Annotated in this window: 12 protein-coding genes; 4 read left to right on the top strand and 8 right to left on the bottom strand. The window is 57.7% G+C overall.

Features of this window, described 5'->3' with window-relative positions; all coding sequences use genetic code 11:
- Window positions 1-54 precede the first annotated feature (54 nt).
- Both AC2FNS_RS11730 and AC2FNS_RS11725 read left to right on the top strand, forming a co-directional pair.
- Window positions 55-339, top strand: a complete 285-nt coding sequence (locus AC2FNS_RS11730) for a hypothetical protein (RefSeq protein ID WP_496711244.1) — start codon at window positions 55-57, stop codon at window positions 337-339.
- 82 nt (window positions 340-421) lie between these two features.
- On the top strand, window positions 422-1,309 hold the full coding sequence (locus AC2FNS_RS11725; protein ID WP_496711243.1) for an SAM-dependent methyltransferase: 888 nt from the start codon (window positions 422-424) through the stop codon (window positions 1,307-1,309).
- Window positions 1,310-1,985: 676 nt separating this feature from the next.
- Here the strand turns inward: AC2FNS_RS11725 and AC2FNS_RS11720 are convergent.
- The 3 genes from AC2FNS_RS11720 to AC2FNS_RS11710 form a co-directional block, all read right to left on the bottom strand.
- Window positions 1,986-3,833, bottom strand: coding sequence for an amidohydrolase (locus AC2FNS_RS11720; protein ID WP_496797492.1), 1,848 nt, complete (start codon window positions 3,831-3,833; stop codon window positions 1,986-1,988).
- Between the two features lie 239 nt (window positions 3,834-4,072).
- Window positions 4,073-5,221, bottom strand: a complete 1,149-nt coding sequence (locus AC2FNS_RS11715; RefSeq protein WP_496711241.1) for a hypothetical protein — start codon at window positions 5,219-5,221, stop codon at window positions 4,073-4,075.
- A 75-nt stretch (window positions 5,222-5,296) separates the two neighbouring features.
- A complete protein-coding gene (locus AC2FNS_RS11710) occupies window positions 5,297-6,493 on the bottom strand; it encodes an adenylate/guanylate cyclase domain-containing protein (RefSeq protein WP_496678550.1) in 1,197 nt (398 codons plus the stop codon).
- Between the two features lie 442 nt (window positions 6,494-6,935).
- Here AC2FNS_RS11710 and AC2FNS_RS11705 point away from each other — a divergent pair, with 442 nt between their 5' ends.
- Window positions 6,936-8,078, top strand: a complete 1,143-nt coding sequence (locus tag AC2FNS_RS11705) for an NADH:flavin oxidoreductase/NADH oxidase (protein WP_496803860.1) — start codon at window positions 6,936-6,938, stop codon at window positions 8,076-8,078.
- 212 nt (window positions 8,079-8,290) lie between these two features.
- Here the strand turns inward: AC2FNS_RS11705 and AC2FNS_RS11700 are convergent, their stop codons facing one another.
- The 4 genes from AC2FNS_RS11700 to AC2FNS_RS11685 form a co-directional block, all read right to left on the bottom strand.
- Window positions 8,291-8,830 (bottom strand): cysteine hydrolase family protein, encoded by a 540-nt coding sequence (locus AC2FNS_RS11700; RefSeq protein WP_496711240.1) that lies wholly within the window; start codon window positions 8,828-8,830, stop codon window positions 8,291-8,293.
- 318 nt (window positions 8,831-9,148) lie between these two features.
- Entirely contained in the window at window positions 9,149-9,493 is a 345-nt protein-coding gene (locus AC2FNS_RS11695; protein WP_496678544.1) for a copper-binding protein, read from the bottom strand.
- Window positions 9,494-9,526: 33 nt separating this feature from the next.
- On the bottom strand, window positions 9,527-12,706 hold the full coding sequence (locus AC2FNS_RS11690) for an efflux RND transporter permease subunit (RefSeq protein ID WP_496727592.1): 3,180 nt from the start codon (window positions 12,704-12,706) through the stop codon (window positions 9,527-9,529).
- Complete coding sequence (locus AC2FNS_RS11685; protein WP_496803859.1) at window positions 12,703-15,135, bottom strand: efflux RND transporter periplasmic adaptor subunit; 2,433 nt, start codon at window positions 15,133-15,135, stop codon at window positions 12,703-12,705. Before AC2FNS_RS11685 ends, AC2FNS_RS11690 begins: the two co-directional genes overlap by 4 nt.
- Window positions 15,136-16,175: 1,040 nt before the next feature.
- Here AC2FNS_RS11685 and AC2FNS_RS11680 point away from each other — a divergent pair.
- Window positions 16,176-16,481 (top strand): ATP-binding cassette domain-containing protein, encoded by a 306-nt coding sequence (locus tag AC2FNS_RS11680; protein ID WP_496803858.1) that lies wholly within the window; start codon window positions 16,176-16,178, stop codon window positions 16,479-16,481.
- Between the two features lie 44 nt (window positions 16,482-16,525).
- Here AC2FNS_RS11680 and AC2FNS_RS11675 read toward each other — a convergent pair whose 3' ends face one another.
- Window positions 16,526-17,536 (bottom strand): Ldh family oxidoreductase, encoded by a 1,011-nt coding sequence (locus AC2FNS_RS11675; protein ID WP_496803857.1) that lies wholly within the window; start codon window positions 17,534-17,536, stop codon window positions 16,526-16,528.
- Window positions 17,537-17,541: the final 5 nt, after the last annotated feature.

The following is a 17,541-nucleotide window of genomic DNA, read 5'->3' as shown; positions in this document are numbered from 1 at the left end:
AAGATCGAATGGGAGAAGGAACTGCGCAGGGGCGCAGAAGCCGGGATAAAAACCATGGATAAGCCCATTCCGCATCCGGATCACATCAAGATCGACTTCCGAACTGGTAAGGTGCGCATTGTCGGACCAATGACCAAAGGAGAGAAAAAGGAATTGGACGACTGGCATAGAAAGCTTCCTGACCTCCGTGCCAACATCGACGATCTGCGTGAGGCGATGGTCCACGAGACCGACCCAGATGAGATCGCAGAGCTCGAACGCCACACCCGGATAGGTAAAGAGCTGTACGAGCGGACCAGCACCGCTTTGGCAGTGGTCGAGCAACCCACTTCGGAGTGAACACGAGGCCAAAGTGCCCAAGTGCTTTACGCCGACTTGCTTCGAGTGAAGAGTATACCGATGAGGAGAAGGGAGCGAGACTATGGCCTTTCCTGAAGCAATGGCAGCAATCCAAAAACACATCAGGGCGGCAGACGCACTCGCTGCGCTGGGCGCAAGAATTGGGGCGGCCTCAGGCCACCTCCGACCAAATGATACTCTTACCTCGAAACTTGACGCTGTCGTCGACGCGTTCGAGCCCGACTTGCTGGACGGCTTGACGGACGAAGAACTGGACGCGCTGTATGGGTTTGTCAGGGCAGCCATGCGCCAAATGCTGCATCTACTAGAACTACCCGACGACGGCAGCTTTGGTTGGTCGTTCGACGACCCCGGCATTCTCGAAACTCAGGGACGTTCATCCCGGCTCGTGACTAAATTGCTGACCGAGTACGCGGCAAAAGAGCCGGAATTCGAGGCCACCCTGTCAAACGCTCCACGGTTTCTTGATGTTGGGAGCGGCGTCGGATGGATTTCTCTTTCCATGGCCCAGCAATGGCCATCGCTTAACGCAATCGGCATAGACATCCTCGGGCCTGCTCTGGACCTTGCCGCCAATAACCTGGAACAAACAGGGCTAACCGATCGCGTCACCTTCAGAAACGAGAACGTCGCCGACCTGAAGGAAAATGCTGCATTTGACGTTATCTTCGTACCGGTCATTTTCCTTCCCGAGGCCATCATTGACCAGACCTTCAAGAACCTTCAACAGGCACTCAAGCCGGGGGGATGGCTGTTTGCGGCCGCATATCGCGTGCCAGAGGATCGCAAGTTGGCTGCTCTCAATGACCTGCGGACGACAATTTCAGGAGGTCGAGCCTGGAGCGACAAAGAACTGGCGACTATGGCGGAGAACGCCGGGCTTGTTTCGGTTGGAGATATCGCCGCTGGATCGCCACTTCATCTTTGGGCGTCCCGCCGTGAAACCTAGAGTGAGCCAGTGAGCGCTTTGTCCGCAAAGCGGTCATTGCCGTGTTTTCCGCCCACGTCTGCCCTAGTCAAAGCAGCCGTTGACGCTGGAACCTCTTCAAACGCCCAGAGCCCTCGCATTTCAGACGAAGCTAACTGGCTTCAGATAAGGGCTGATGCATAGTTTGCTGCAGAAGCACTATAAAGGGCGTAGGCAATCAAAACTAAAAGAACGAAAACTGGTCCAGCTATTTCAAAGAAAGCTCGTACAGGTGTTTGAGAGCTTTTCCCAACTGAGACATATTGGGAGAGATTACTTTCTGTTTGGAATAGCTTCCATTTACTCAGGTTTACCATATTCAACTCGCACAAAAACAACGGTTAAAAATTAGCACTCGTAGCCCTGATCGCATAAGGATATCGTGTTTTTCAGAGATTGTACGGCCCAGATGGCAAGATGAGTGCACATTCACGATCCAACAACACGCATTGTTAACCTTTGCGGGAATGTTTGGTGTTTTTAGACCATTTGGGACACCACTCCTCAAACTTCCAAACTTAGGAAAGACTTGTCGCGATCTGGACAATTGGAGCGTACTTTCACTCAAACCGTCTGCTTTGTCCGCACAGCAGACGTTCGCCCAAACTCTACGAGCGACCGCTTCGAGCCCAAAGCAGAACTAAAACAGCAGCGTAGTTTAGGCCTTGTAGACTTGCCGCCCGTCCATCCAGGTCTCGACCACCTTGATATTTTTAAGGCTGTCCGGTTCGACAGCACGTGGGTCCTGGTCAAGGATTACGAGGTCGGCGAACTTGCCGGGCTCCAGACTTCCGATCTCATGGTCAGAGAACAATTGCCACGCTGCCTCTGATGTGACGGCTCGGATCGCCGATTCTACGGAGATGCGTTCTTGTGGGGCCAGAACGTAATCTGGTTCCTTCCATGTTTTCCGCGTGACCGCCATCTCAATCATGTGCAGCGGCACGGGGTCGGTCACCATGAAGTCCGAATGCAATGTAAAGCCAACACCAGCGTCCTCGACACTCTTGCAGCGGTCGAGCAACTGCGCCTTCTCCTCACCAAAGACCTCGTCGCGCATCGCAACGCCCCAGTAGTGAACGTGACCGATCAGAAAGCTGGCCGAAACCCCAAGGTCTTTCATACGTGCGATCTGTTCATCGTGCAGGATCGAGCAATGCTCAATCCGAGCTCGAACTCGAGACATATCGACACCTGCGTCGCGTACCGCCTCACAGGCGTCGAGCACGTTGTCGATTGCGGCATCGCCGTTGCCATGGATCGCTAGATGCCAGCCCTTGGTCGCTCTGTCCACCGCAAGATCGATCAGTTCATCGCGGCCTGTGTAGGCCAGCCCGCGACTGTCGGAATTCAGATAGGGCTCTCGCTGCAGGCCGGTAAAACCCTGATTCGAGCCATCAGCCACCAGCTTGTAGCCCGCGACACGCGCGATGGCGTTTCCGGTGTTGGGGACCACACCAGCCTCGTCCCAGGCTTCGGCGCCGATGGTATAGAACGGATAAGCCCGGATGCGCGCTGGTAGCCGTCCGGAGGCGGCGGCTCCAAGCATAACCTGCGTATCCACGGGCGACTGTGAGAGCCCGCCAAGACTCAATTCGCTGACCGTTGTCAGACCATGCTGGCTCCATTTTGACAGGAGGCCGACGACAGCGTCAACAGGCTCAGTCGTGGCAAGAGCCGGGTAAGCTCCAAGGACCTGCAGGAAAGAAACATTATTCTTCATAACGCCGGTCAGGTTGCCATCGACATCACGCACGAACTCGGCGCCCGGTGGGTTCTCGACGTTGGCAGGTACTCCCGCGACCTCGAAAGCTGTTGAGTTGGCATAAGCCAGATGCCCGGACGCATTGAAAACAAAGATCGGGTGATCCGTCGAGATCGGGTCGAGGTCAGCGAAGGTTAGTTCATCTAGACCTTCCTGCACGGCGGGATCGAAATTCCGAAAGACGAGCCATTCCCCAGCAGGCGTTTCGGCGACCCGCTGACCGACATGGTCTAGAACCTCAGCCACCGTGCCGAACCGGGCCATCCCAACGTATTCCATCACTGCGTCGACGACGGACCCGGCAATCACATGGGTGTGCGGATCGACAAAGCCGGGCAACACAGTCTTGCCGGACAGATCGATGACAAGCGCATCTGCGCCGGCAACGGAGCGGACTTCGCCATCGGTTCCCACCGACAGAATGCGGTTGCCGCGGATGGCGATCGCTTCGGCCTCAGAAAAGTCATCGTCGACGGTCAGAACGGTGCCACCCGTGAAAACGACTGTTGTGCCAGATTGCGCGTTCGCCTGTGTGGGCAGCATGGCCGCAATGCTTGCCGTTGCCGCGCCGCCTTTGAGAAAGTCGCGCCGCCCAAGGCTGCTCAGGTCAAAGCCCCAATTACAAGACCAGCCATCGCCTGATATCGCCTGTTCCCTGAGGTCGTTGACGGCATCATTTGAGCGAAACAGCTTTCCGAAGTCCGCGCTGCAACAAGCGCACCCATAAACATGTTTGGTCATTTAGATTAGCTTTCACTAGTGTCTCAATTTGTTGCCGGGCCCAGATACCGTAGCGCAAGGGCCATCGCAGCTTGGCAGACTATTGGCACCCATCAAACACAGCATCCGCAGGAAAAGTCAAAGGCGGCTTCGTCCGCGCAGCAGACGCTCACGTGAATACTGCGAGCGTCCGCACCGAGCCCAAAGCAGAACGTTAGAATTTCTCAGTTTGCCACGCAGCAACAGATAAGCTGCCGAACTCAGCGAAAACTGGAGTAGTAACAATCAGCGTTGAAACCTGTTATTTTGCTGATTGTTTCGAGACGGCCCTTTGATCTGTAAGCTGACGCTGTTGTTACATCGTAGCCATATTCCCGCTTTAAGATGATCGGTAAGCCAACAGCGAATTGATGCATGTGGGGGATTTCTGCGTTTGGGTCCTTGATTGCATTTTTCGGAGATTTTTGCAGGGCGCGCTCCCGAAAATCAGAGTAACTCCGCCCACCATTCACCGTTTGATTAGCAAGGTTCTGAAACCTTGGGCCAAGTTTGGCGTCCTTGAAAAAGTCGGTGCCGAAACTTCTGGCAACTAGCGCGTAACCAAAGGCGCTTTCTGCTCCCAGAGTGTGATACCAATAGCCGCGGTAGCCGCGAAATGAGTTTTCTTTCAGCATGCCTTGGGCATCTATCTTTTTGATGAAAGAGGAGCGGCGCTTGCGTATTTCGCTTTTGGCCAGCCGTGCATCACGTTTCCACCTAGCGTAGGCAAGCACGCCCAAACCATAGTCTCCAAATTCATACAATCCGTCACTTTGCGCGCCGTTTGACGCCAGTGGGGAAATGAATTTCTTGTAGATCTTGTCAAAGTACGTATCCAGAATTCGTTTCTGGTCTGGTGTTGCGTACTCCTCAAGCACAATGGCCGAATACAACATTGCAACGCCAGTATACCCGGTGTGTTGCACAACATGCAGTGGACATGGTCGGTCGCTTCGGCCACCTTTCCAGCACTCCACTTTTTTTGCGCTATTATATGATGGGGCATTAAGCAGGGCGTTCGCTTGCGCAAGATTGACCAGAGTGCCCAAGATTTTTTTGCCGGCCGTGGCGTCACCTTTTGCCGCCGCGCCATATGAAACTTCTAAGAGCTTTGTCCACCTTTTGGAGAAGGCATCGTGGTTGACGTTCAGAGAATTGGTGCTCGTCATGCTCGCCGAACTTAGTGCTGAAATCATCTTAAGGTCACTGTTCAGGCGAGATGAAGAAAAAAACTTCGAGCATGCAGAGCCTTGCAGGCGTTCAGCGAAGAAGTCCGTTGGGAACGTCACGTTTTGCGCGCTTGCCGACGTCGAAATGATCGACGACGCGACAAAAACGGATAAGATCCAATGTCTAAAGAAAAATTGCATTATGCTTCTTCAGGTTCCCCGTACTCAAAGAATTGGAATGTATTGATACTTACAACGTCAAAGGCCCGCTTTTTTTCATTTAGTACTATCCACGCGCTCAACTTCCAAAATATACCCTCGTGCTGATCCGGCGCCATTTGCATCGTCCCAATACGGTGAAGGCTGGTGAACGTAATTGTGGAACCGAACGACGTCCGAGTTCCCACCATGATTGTTTGGCTGGCCTTCTGACCAGTTCGAAAACGTAACCGGTTCGCCGCTGACCAGCGCCCACCCACCGTCTGGCTCAATGGCCCCTTCTTCCTGATATGTGCCGATCCAAGGTCCGAAAGCTTGCCCATCCTGATGCATATCCCACAAGCGCTCATCGTTCTTAATGAGTTCGAAAACAAAACTGTTCTCCGCTTCGGATGTAATGGAGGCTAAATAGCCACCCCTCTTTTTGGCATCTGCAACAGCTGACTGCCAGGAACTGCCCCATGTCAAAATTGCATAATAGGAATGTTCATTCCATTCGCCTGATGCAACAACGTCAGACATCTGGGGCAGTGGAGGTGCATCCAGGTTGCTTTCAGACGTCCACGGCGGCGACCCACCAGAAAGCGTTGTAGTGCTGTCACGAGCAGTTAGAACATACACAAGACCCAAGCAGGCAGCAGCGAAAAAGGCACCTCCCGCGGCCAGAATGCGCAGCTTGTTTTCTTTGCGCGCACTGACATCTTGGATGCCCTCAACGTTGTAAGCGCGCACCGGACGATCAATGTTTCTTAGTCGCTTGGTTCCCATAGCACGGAACCCAAGGGACAGCTTGCCTTGTATCTGGTCGTGTACCTCGCCAGACAAGCAGATCCCACCGGGTTCAGCGAGGCTTTCTAGTCGAGCGGCCACATTTACGCTGTCACCTAAAAGGTCACCATCTTGAAGGATCACGTCTCCGACATTTATCCCGATGCGAAACTGAACTTGTGAAGACGACGGAACCGAGAGGTTGCGTGTCCGAATTGCTTCCTGAATTTCAACGGCACATCGCACCGCTTCGACAGAGCTCGCAAATTCAGCAATAATGCTATCGCCAGCGGTGTTGGCAATCCGACCACCAAAGTTCTCAATAAGCGCATCAGTCACTGATCTATGCTCTAAGAGCATTTTAGCAGTGCCTTCTTCATCGACGCTGGTAAGACGACTATATCCGGCCACGTCGGCAGCCAGTATGGCTGCAAGGCGTCTTGCAATCTTGTTAGTACTCGCTTGCGTTTCGTTATCTTGCGGCAAAATTCATTTTCTTATGATGCAATGGTAAGTGTGTTAAGTTCGCGACTGACGCTTACAAAAAATACCGAGACCAAATCGAAAATCTAGCGCTTTCTTATTTCCAGCTCCCGCAGTTTTCCAATGATAAGGCGTTCGTCTAACTTTTTGCTTCAAGGTGAATGCCAGCTAAGTCCGCTGAGCTGACCTATGTCGCGTTGATCAGCCCCACCTGAGTGGTCCAGTTTGACTGTTAGTGCATAGTCGGCCTCTGGTCCATCGGGACGCCGGTTTCCGGGGCCGGTGGGCGGTAACCCAGGGCGCTGATCGTGCGCCCCGATGTTCCCTGTTCCGGCGACTAGCGCTGGCGGGGGAAAGCGCCGGTCGACCGTTCCACGCGCTGCCGTCTGATTGAACTGCGTGAACATGCATGCAAGATGGAATGATCTTGCAAGGAAGCATGCCGATGACCGAGACCCCAAGACTGTTCCAGCCCCTCAGGATTCGGGGCGTCGAAACCCGCAACCGTGTCGTCATCTCGCCGATGTGCCAGTACTCGGCGCATGAAGGGCACATGGATGACTGGCATCTTGTGCAACTCGGCCGCTTCGCGATTGGCGGCGCCGGCATCGTCTTTACCGAGGCGACCGCCGTGCAAAAGGCCGGGCGCATCACGCACGGGTGCCCCGGGCTTTGGGCCGACAGCCAGATTCCGGGTCACGCAAGGATTGCACAATTCGCGCTGCGGAACGGTGCCATTCCGGCGCTCCAGCTTGGGCATGCGGGGCGCAAGGCAGGGATGCAGCGGCCGTGGTTCGGCAATGGCCCTCTGAACGACGCCGATATCGCCCGCGGCGACATGCCCTGGACGCCGGTCGGGCCAAGCGCGCTACCTGTTGCCGATGGCTGGCCCGTTCCGCATGAGCTGCCGGTGTCCGAGATCAAGGCCCTGATCGACGATTACGTGTCCGCGACGCACCGCGCGCGAGAGGCCGGCTACAGGATAGTCGAAATTCACAGCGCCCACGGTTACTTGCTGCACAGCTTTCTGTCGCCGCTCTCGAACAGGCGCAAGGACGCCTATGGCGGGGATTTGACCGGGCGCATGCGGCTTGCCCTCGAAATCGCCGAAGCGGTGCGCGGCGCCTGGCCGGAAGACCTGCCCTTGTTCTTTCGCACCTCGGCGGTCGACGGGTCGCCCGATGGGTGGAGCCTCGAGGACACTGTTGTGCTGGCGCGTGCGCTCAAGGACATTGGCGTCGACGTGATGGATTGTTCCTCAAGCGGCATCGCCGGGGCCGCAACGGCAAGCGGCTCGCAAAAGCGGCAACCGGGTTTCCAGGTTCCCTATGCTGATCGCGTCCGTAACGAAGTCGGCATGGCAACGATGGCCGTGGGCCTGATCACGCACCCTTTGCAGGCCGAAAACATCCTTGCAGACGGGGCCGCGGATCTTATCGCCATCGCGCGCGAGGCGCTGGTCGATCCGCAATGGGCGCTGCATGCCGCCAGAGATCTGGGCCACGACACGGACTTTACGGAATGGCCCGTACAATCGGGCTGGTGGCTCGCCAGCCGTCAAAGGACATCGGATTTCTATAAGCCCTGAAGTCGTGAACTTCTCGTTGGTGAGCGCCTTCTGGTTCACAAAAAGGAGCTTTCGGAGGGGCTGCATATCTTACCTTGCCGATGAACCGTTTTGGTTATGCAAAAGCACGGAGCAAGATACTGAAGTCGCTAGCCGTGTTGCCCGGGGTGATAACGCATGGTGCTAGGTCAGCGCTTCGCTATGTGGGATGTCGCATGCCACCCGTTCGGGGCTCAGGCAAGGTAGGAATCTGTATTGGTTACAGTCGCGTAGCTGCCGTTCAGCGCCCCCATAATAGTGGCGTGAACAAATTCGGCCGGCACTGTAACGTTCCCAAAAGAGGTTTCCTTCGCGCCGCAAGCATCTTCTATGACGGTCACATCGAACCCGAGGTCGCGTGCTGCGCGTGCCGTCGCGTCGATACACATCTGTGACATCGCTCCGCAAATCGTGACGCTGGTTACCCCCGCATCGCGAAGCAGAGCTTCCAACCCGGTATCGTGAAAGCTGTTGGGTCTGTGTTTCAGAACTGTCGTTTCATCACCTTGCGGTGAGACTGTATCATTGATCCTTGCGCCATCCGTACCTGCGACGAAGAACGGCCCACCTTGCGGCATTTCATGGTGCACATGGACAATCATATCCTTTTTCTTCCGGGCTGCCTTCAGGAGCCGTGCTGCATTGACAGCAGCCTCTGCCATATTGGCAACGGGCCATTTTCCACCTTCGAAATAATCATTCTGGATATCCACAAGTATTAGAGCAGTCTTCATGCTTGGGCCTCTTCCTCGGCAGGTTGCGTGCAATAAGCAAGGCATGATGCAACGAAGTTGCCTGCGGTCAAGCCTGACGCTGCCGTGCGATCGTGTTCTGGTTGTCGAACACCATGTGGATCATCTCGGGCGTTTCGGTCAGCCGTGTACCGTCCATAGGCGTTGTGCCTTACTTTTCGGAATGCGCCATAAGAGAAGTTGCTGATAGGCAAATCGAGATCGCGCCCAGTAAGCGGTAGAGGTTTCGGTTCATATCCCAGCCCCGTCATAGAATTGTGGGCGACCGGCGCGGAGTGGCCGGTCGCTGTGTTCCGTGGTTCAGTTCGGCATCATCGCGCCAATTGCGTACATGCCGTCCGATCCCTTCACGAGCATAAGCGTAACCTCGTCGCCCGCGGCAATCTCACCCATCATTTGGGCGTTATCGAGAAGCGGCAAATCCATCGTCATCGCTGGCCAGCCGATCTCCGGGATTGGGTCGTGGCTGACATTGGCCATGCCGTCGCCAATCGAGTTAACGACGGCCTTTGCGTGTACGGCGCCTTCCATCTGTTCGGACGACATTGGCATGTTGGAATGGTCCATATTGCCGTGGTTCATCTGAGCGAGGGCCGGCAGGGTCGTGAAGGCCAGGAGGCCGAGCGTTGCAGTCAGTTTCTTCATTGTAAACTCCAGGAGTTCAGGTTGCAGTTTCTATTATTCGGCAGGCGTTGAATGTTCAGGCCGCAGAACGAGGGGGCCGATCTCGCGGTTGACACGGGGCAGTGCCAGCATCTTCCAAATCACGAAGATCGAAGGGATGACGAAAAGGGTCAGCAGGGTTGCGGTGACCATGCCGCCGATCATCGGGGCCGCAATCCGCTGCATGATCTCGGAGCCGGTGCCGGTGCCGTACATGATCGGGATGAGCGCCGCGAAAATCGTTGCCACCGTCATAACCTTGGGCCGGACCCGCAGAACCGCACCTTCGAAGACGGCCTCCTCGATGTCGTCCCGAGTCAGCTTTCGGTTCTCCGCCTGTGCGAGCTTGCGGCGCTTCTCCCAAGAAAGATTGAGGTAGAGAAGCATCACGATGGCGGTCTCGACCGCGACCCCCGCGAGCGCAATGAAGCCGACGAGCACTGCCACAGAGATGTCGAAAGCGAGATACCACAGGAACCAGACGCCCCCGGCCAACGCCAACGGCAGGGCCGCGAGGATGATGCTCACCTCGATGATCCGGTTGAAGGCCATGAAGAGCATCAGCGTGATGATCAGAAGCGTCGCAGGGGCCACGATAGTGAGCCGCTCTTGCATCCGTTCGATGTATTCGTACTGGCCAGACCAGGTGAGCGAATAGCCCGGGGGCAAGGTGACCTCTTCGGCTACTCGCGCACGGGCCTCAGCAACATAGCTGCCGAGATCGCGCCCTGCGATGTCGATGAAGACGAAGCCGGTGCGCCGGGCGTTCTCGGACCGGATCATCCCCGGACCGTCCACGATGCGGATGTCGGCAAGTGCCGCGAGCGGCACATGGGCACCCGAGGGTGTGACCACCGGCAAGGTTTCGAGCCGCTCGGGGCTGTCCCGCCAGGACTGTGGGTAGCGCAGATTGATCGGGAACCGTTCTAGCCCTTCGACGGACTCCGACACCTGCATGCCACCGATTGCCGTCTGAACAACGTCCTGCACGTCCCGGACGCTCATCATGTAACGGGCGGCCGCCTCTCGTCTCACGTCAATCTCGATGAAGCGCCCACCGATGGGTCGTTCGGCATAGGCCGAGGCGGTGCCATCTATCCCTTTTACCGCTTCTTCAACGGCGACACCGATTTGCTCGATGACGTCTAGATCGGCGCCTGAGATTTTCACGCCGACCGGCGTCTTGATCCCCGTCGCCAGCATGTCGATCCGGTTCTTGATCGGCTGGATCCACACATTCGTGACGCCCGGCACCTGAACCACACGGTCAAGTTCGTCGCGGATCCTCTCCATCGTCATTCCGGGGCGCCATTCCTCCTCGGGCTTCAGCTGGATCGTGGTTTCGATCATCGTCAGCGGCGCCGGATCGGTTGCCGTGTCCGCGCGTCCGAGTTTGCCGTGCACCGTCTCCACCTCGGGGATGGTTGCGATCAGCCGATCAGTTTGCTGCAGGACCTCGCGTGCCTTGCCGATCGAGACACCGGGGTAGAGCGACGGCATGTAGAGAAAGTCACCCTCGTTCAGTTCCGGCATGAACTCCGAACCGAGGCGCTGGAGCGGATACCACATCGAGGCGACGACCGCGGCGGCCAGAAGCGTCGTGGCCAAGGGCCAGGCGATGGCCGCGTCCAGGAATGGGCGATATGTCCAGACAATGATGCGATTGAGGGGGTTCTTGCGTTCGGGCAGGATCCGACCGCGAATGAAGTATCCCATCAGCACCGGCACCAGCGTGATCGACAAAATCGCCGCTGCCGCCATTGCATAGGTCTTGGTATAGGCCAGCGGCTTGAACAGCCGTCCTTCCTGATTTTCCAGAACGAAGACCGGAAGGAAGCTCACCGTAATGATGGCAAGCGAATAGAAAAGCGCAGGTCCAACTTCGGATGCGCATTCCTGCACGATCCGCCAACGGTTCTCAGCCGTCAGCTTCTCCTTTTCGAGCCGACGGTGCATCGCCTCGATCATCACGATGGCGGCGTCGACCATTGCGCCGATGGCGATGGCGATGCCACCCAGCGACATGATGTTGGCGTTCACGCCCTGGGCCTTCATCAGGATGAAGGCCGCGAAAATGCCCAGAGGAAGCGACAGTAGGATCACCAGCGACGAGCGCAGGTGCAGAAGGAAGGCGGCGCAAACCAGCACCACCACGATGAATTCCTCGGTCAGCTTCTTCTGCAGGTTCTCGATGGCCCGTTCGATCACCCCGGAGCGGTCGTAAGTCGTGACGATCTCGACGCCCTCGGGCAGGTTTGGGCGCAGTTCTTCTATCCGAGCCTCCACCGCCTTGATCGTGGCCAGTGCGTTGCCGCCCCAGCGCAGGATCACAACGCCGCCCACAGCGTCGCCTTCGCCATCGACCTCGCCGACGCCGCGTCGCATCTCCGGCCCGAGCCGGATCTCGGCCACGTCGCCGAGCGTCAGCGCGGCACCTCGCTTATTGACCATCAAGGGCGCGCTGGCGAGGTCCGAAAGCTCGTCAATGTAGCCCGACGAGCGGATCATGAACTCCGCTTCGCCCATCTCGATCACGCTGCCCCCGGTCTCCCTGTTTGCGGCCTGGATCGCTCCGCGCAGCTGCGCGAGCGTGATGTCATAGGCTCTTAGCTTGTTTGGATCGACGACAACCTGGTACTGCTTGACCATCCCGCCGATGGTGGCGACTTCAGAGACGCCTTCGACTGCCTGTAGCTCGTATTTCAGGAACCAGTCCTGAAGCGTCCGGAGCTGCGACAGGTCATGGTTCCCGGTGCGGTCGATCAGGGCATATTGGTATATCCACCCTACGCCCGTCGCATCCGGGCCCAGCTGCGGGGAGACGCCCTCGGGAAGACTTCCGGTAATTTGGCCGAGATATTCCAGAACCCGCGAGCGCGCCCAGTAAAGATCAGTGCCGTCCTCGAAGACAACATAGACGAAGCTGTCCCCAAAGAACGAAAAGCCGCGCACGTCCTGCGCGCCTGGCACAGCCAGCATCGCCGTGGCCAGTGGATAAGTGATCTGGTTCTCGACCACCTGCGGCGCCTGACCCGGATAAGGCGTGCGCACGATCACCTGCACGTCGGACAGGTCGGGGATCGCGTCCACCGGTGTCTCGCGGATGGCCCAGACTCCGGCCGCCGCCATCATGAGCGCGAGCGCCACGATGATGAAGCGGTTCGCAATCGAGGCGCGGATGATAGCCGGAATCATTGAGAGACACTCCGAGCGGCGGCAGTGCCCACGAGGGTCATCGAGAAGTCGGGGTTGCGATGCAAAAGCAGGATGAGTTCTTCACCTGTGGGCAAGGCAGTCGGATCAATGTCATCAGCGATGGCGAAATCCATGGTCATGCCCGGCATGCCGATCTCGGCCATGGGTCCAAGGGTGATGTTGGCCATCCGAGCGTCCGGGTCGACTGCGTTGATGGTGCCCGAGACCTCCATCGACGGTTGCACGGGCTCAGCCCCCGCCAAAACCATCGTCATGCCGTCTGGGCGCGCAAAGGTGAGCGACACTTCCATCCCGGTCGGCAAAGAGGTCGGGTCGAGATCGGCATCGACGGAAGACTCCATTGTCATCCCTGGCATCCCGATCTCCATGATCGGCCCGTGGGTTATGGTCGCCCGCCCGGCCTCGGCATCGACGGCGTCGATGGTACCGGTGACGGTGATTGGCGGCGCACTCGGGACGACAGGCTCGGCGTCCGCCAGCACCATGGTCATTCCATCCGGCCTTGCGAAGGTGAGGGTCATCTCCTGATCTGTTTCGGTTCCAGAGAGGTCCAGTTCCGGGGCCACTGCGAATGCCATCGTCATGCCTGGCATGCCGATTTCAGTGATCGGTCCGTGGGTGATCGTTGCCTGTCCCGTTGCCGGGTCGATGGCGTCAATCGTTCCTGAAACGACGATTGGAGGAGCCGCCGCGGTCGGCGTCTCGTCAACTTCCTCCACCGCCGGTGCATCTTCGCCCTCGGCGCGCACCGCGATAATGGAGAACATGCCGTTCTCATCCTTGGCGAGATCGAACTCGATTGGCGTATCGAGTGGCACGCTCGCGGGATCGATGCCGGCCAGATCAAGATCCATCTGCATGGCAGGCCAGCCCAGGTCTGGAATAGGGCCATGATCGAGCGTTAGCTTGCCTTCGGGCGTCACGGCCAGCGCCATACCTGTTCCCGTCGCAGCGACACCATCATCGGGACCCAGTTCGATCAGGCCAAGCAGACCGTCGGCGCCGCGTGCGGCGCGGAACGACACCTCCTCTCCCTCCCGCAGCCGGTCCAGCGACACGTCCGCGCGCACCGGGAACTCGGACGTCATTGCCGGCCAGTCGAGGCTTTCCAGGGCACCATGGCGAAGCGTCGCGACCCGCCGGTCACGGTCCAGCGCGACAAGCGTGCCTGTCCCACGAGCCGGCTCTTCATCGGTCGGCGCCATCCGCATGAAGCCCGCACTCAGGGCGCTTTCGCTGTCGATCAGAAATTGCGCCGAGGCGACGACCTCCTCACCCGGAGACAAGCCTTGTAGGATTTCCGTGCGGCCACCTTCTCCGAAACTGTCGCGAAGGCCCGTCGTGACGAGCCGCGGCCGGAATGTTCCCTCGCCCGTCTTCAGGATGACCCGCTCCGCCGATCCGGTGCGGATCACAGCCTCGGACGGAACTGTAAGTGCCTGACGGCTTGTATTGGGAAGGAGGCTCACGTTGCCGAACATGCCGGGCCGAAGCAGGCCTTCCGCATTGTCGAACCGCAGGCGGACGGGAAGAGTGCGCGTGCGCGGGTCGAGCTCGGGATAGATGTAGTCGATCCGGCCCTCGAAGATCCTGCCGGGAAGATGCTCGAAGCGGGCGACAGCAGTCATGTCTTCGGACAGGCGCGAGATGTCACGCTCGAACACATCCACGATCAGCCAGACCTGGCTCAGATCCGTGATCGAGACCGCCTGGGTGCCGGGTTGCAGGAACATGCCATCCGCAGCCTCAAGGGCCACTACGATGCCGTCCCTTGGGGCTTCGACGGCGATGCGACGTGCGACTTCGCGTGTCTCTTCGATCTCGGCGATCTGCCTATCGGTGGCGCCGTGGCTTCGCAGTTTGTTCCGCGCCGCCTCGAGCGACAGTCCCGTTCCGTTCTCCAGGGCCCTGAGAAAGTCAAAGCTTGCGACGCCGAACTCCGGAGAGAAGAGTTCGAACAGCACGTCGCCTTTTCGGACGACGTCGCCGACGGCCCTGACGTTCAGAACCTCGATCCATCCATCGACGCGCGTGTGCACATGGCTGGTCAGATGCTCGTCGTAGCCGACAAATCCGACGGTTTCGATCCTTGGCGCCACATCCGTCATCCGTGCTAGCGCGGTCCGTACCCCGATGGCGTTGATCTCGGCCGCGCTGAGCGAGACCTCCGAAGGGTCGTCGGAAGGTTCCTGCCCGGCATAAACCGGGATCAGATCCATTCCCATGGGCGACTTGCCCGGGCCGGGTTGCCGGAAATTCGGGTCCATCGGAGCGACCCAATAGAGGATCTCCGGACCGTCCGATCCCCCGGTATTCTCCGGATTAAGGTAGAGCCTCTCAAGTGTGATACCGCCTGCGGTGCCGCCCGCCAAAGCAAGGATCGCGAGAGCCGTGTAGCGTCCACGCATTGCAACCTCCTGCCAGCCGATCCGCTGTGGATCGGCCAAGAAATCAAGATGAACCCGAACCGCTAAAAGGCTCGGGTCCGCAAGAACCTGTCAGGAAAGTCGGGGAGGGCGTTCAGGGAGAGGGGTGTCGATCGAAGGTCCGACCAGATTTGTCATCCGCTGAGCGCAGGCGCTTCGGCTGTGAGCAGTGGCCAGTAGAATGTCGGAATGTTGAAATTCAGAAAGGCAGCAAGCCGATACATGGCAGTTTGACGCGGCCTCGCTCTCGGGTTCACAGCATTCTGCGTTGGGGTTCCCGGATGTCATATGGTGCGATGCGTGGTCTATCGATCCGGTGTCGGACGATATCCAGGCGACGTGTCCATGAATGTCATGCCCCGCATGGTCCATCGCAACGGCCGCAGCCAGTCCTGTGATCATGAGCGACATGCACATGATCAGCGCCGTTAGACGCTTCGCTGCAAATCTGTACGCGACCGTTGCCATGACTCTGAAATAGTTTCGGCTACGTATCGAGACAACTAGATTTTGCGTGAACGCGTCTGACGGGGCGCTGTTTCATGACTGATAAGTCCGCCAAGCAGTCATTCGGCCAAGTGGGCCTCGGTCCGAACCTGACCGAAACCGTCAGATGTCTCCTAAGAGCAGTATCCGGAGTTGCCTCTGCTCGCACGCTGGCAGACGCAGAAACCACTCCGGCTGAGTCGCCAGCTGCGCTGCAGAAAGAAAAGCTGCCGTTCGAACCGACTGCAGCGTGTTTTTTGCCCTGAGGTCCGAGTTGCGGACAAAACTGCCGGTCGCTTGCATTCAGCAATCAACGGCTTAGGCGTAGCCTTCAACGGAAAAAGTTATCATTGACTTAATTCAAGGCTACCGGTGCGTGTAGATGGCAACCTGAGTAACGCCAAACACTATCCGCCGAGGGCTGTTGGGGTGTAATTTCCTGCGCCCAGCTACATTTTTTCTGAAAGTCAGCACATTGGCGCTGCTGGCCATAGTTATGCAGCCACGAACCGCTATGGTGTCGTGGAATACCAAAAATGGTATCCATTACACTGCAGAGTCTCCATTTTTTGGAAACTCGAAAAGGCACTCCCTTCCGTGTCAAGCGGAAACGCTTTCAAATGTACCGTAAACCTGCAATGCGCTACATTACAGACGTGGAAAAGAATGCATATACAATAAGAAACCTAAAGCGAGTCTACGGCGAAGGGCCTGCGGCCGTGCACGCATTGCGCGGAGTAAATCTGGACATTCCGGAACGAGAAATCGTTGTGCTACTTGGCGCTTCAGGCAGCGGAAAGTCGACCTTGCTGAACATTGTCGCCTTGATCGGCCCCACCTGAGTGGTCCAGTTTGGCTATTAATGCATAAGCGACCAATTTTCCGTCTAGTCGCCGATAATATTCCTGATCCTTTCGATGGTCGCGTTATCAACTTCGACCCCTTGCAAACGCGCCTTCACTCGATGCTTCCGGCGTCCTTCACCAGGCAGTCGTGCACCGTCCTGCGCCTCAAATGCGTCGGTTAAGCGAGAAAGAAGCGCTGCATATCTGTCGCCGGCCGTTTTCTCGGGATCAATAGCAATGAAGAATTGACCAGTCTTTGGCGGACCGCCGACGGTTCCGGAAAACGGCGAGGCGTCTATCCCGAGCGTAGCGCCTGTCATCAAAACCGCCATCGTCTCGACGAGTAGAGCCGCGCCGACCCCTTTGTAACCTCCTGATGGGGCCATCGATCCCTTCAGCCCGACCTCTGGATCAGTGGTCGGGTTGCCATCGGGGTCCAGCGCCCAACCTACCGGGATCGGCTTACCTTCGCGGGCGTGCTTCATAACTTCGCTCTTGGCGATTGTGCTGGCACTCTGATCGATCAGGATTGCCGGTTCGCGGTCGAGGCCCGGAACGGCGATCGAAAGGGGATTCGTGCCGACCACGGGTTTGGACCCGCCGGATGGAGCTATCGATGCTGGCGCATTGGTGAATCCGAGTCCGACTAGCCCGGATCGCGCCAATTGCGCCGTTTGATAGCCCAGAACGCCACAATTGTAACTGTTTCGAATGGCCAGCGCCGCGATACCTTGTTCGCGCGCCAGTGGCACCAGGCGCTCGAAGCCAAGATCGATCGCAGAATGGGCGAACCCAGTCATTGCATCGACGCGGACCACTGATGGACTGGATACCTCGAGCTTTGGCTGCGCCTGACCGTCGACTTTACCGCAACCTACGTGCTCGCAGTAAATCGGGATGTAGGCCAGGCCGTGGCTCGCGATCCCGTCGGCCTCGGTCGCGCTTGTGGCAACGGCAAGTGGCCGTGCATTAGCCTCCGATGTACCAGCCGCAACAAGCGCGCGAAAGCTGAGGTTCTCGATATCAGCGAGGCTGAGTGTAGTTGTCGGCATTAGTG

The organism is Ruegeria sp. BHSA191, from assembly GCF_059613325.1.
The sequence above is the reverse complement of the archived record's forward strand: the minus strand, read 5'-3'. Positions and strand labels throughout refer to the sequence as shown.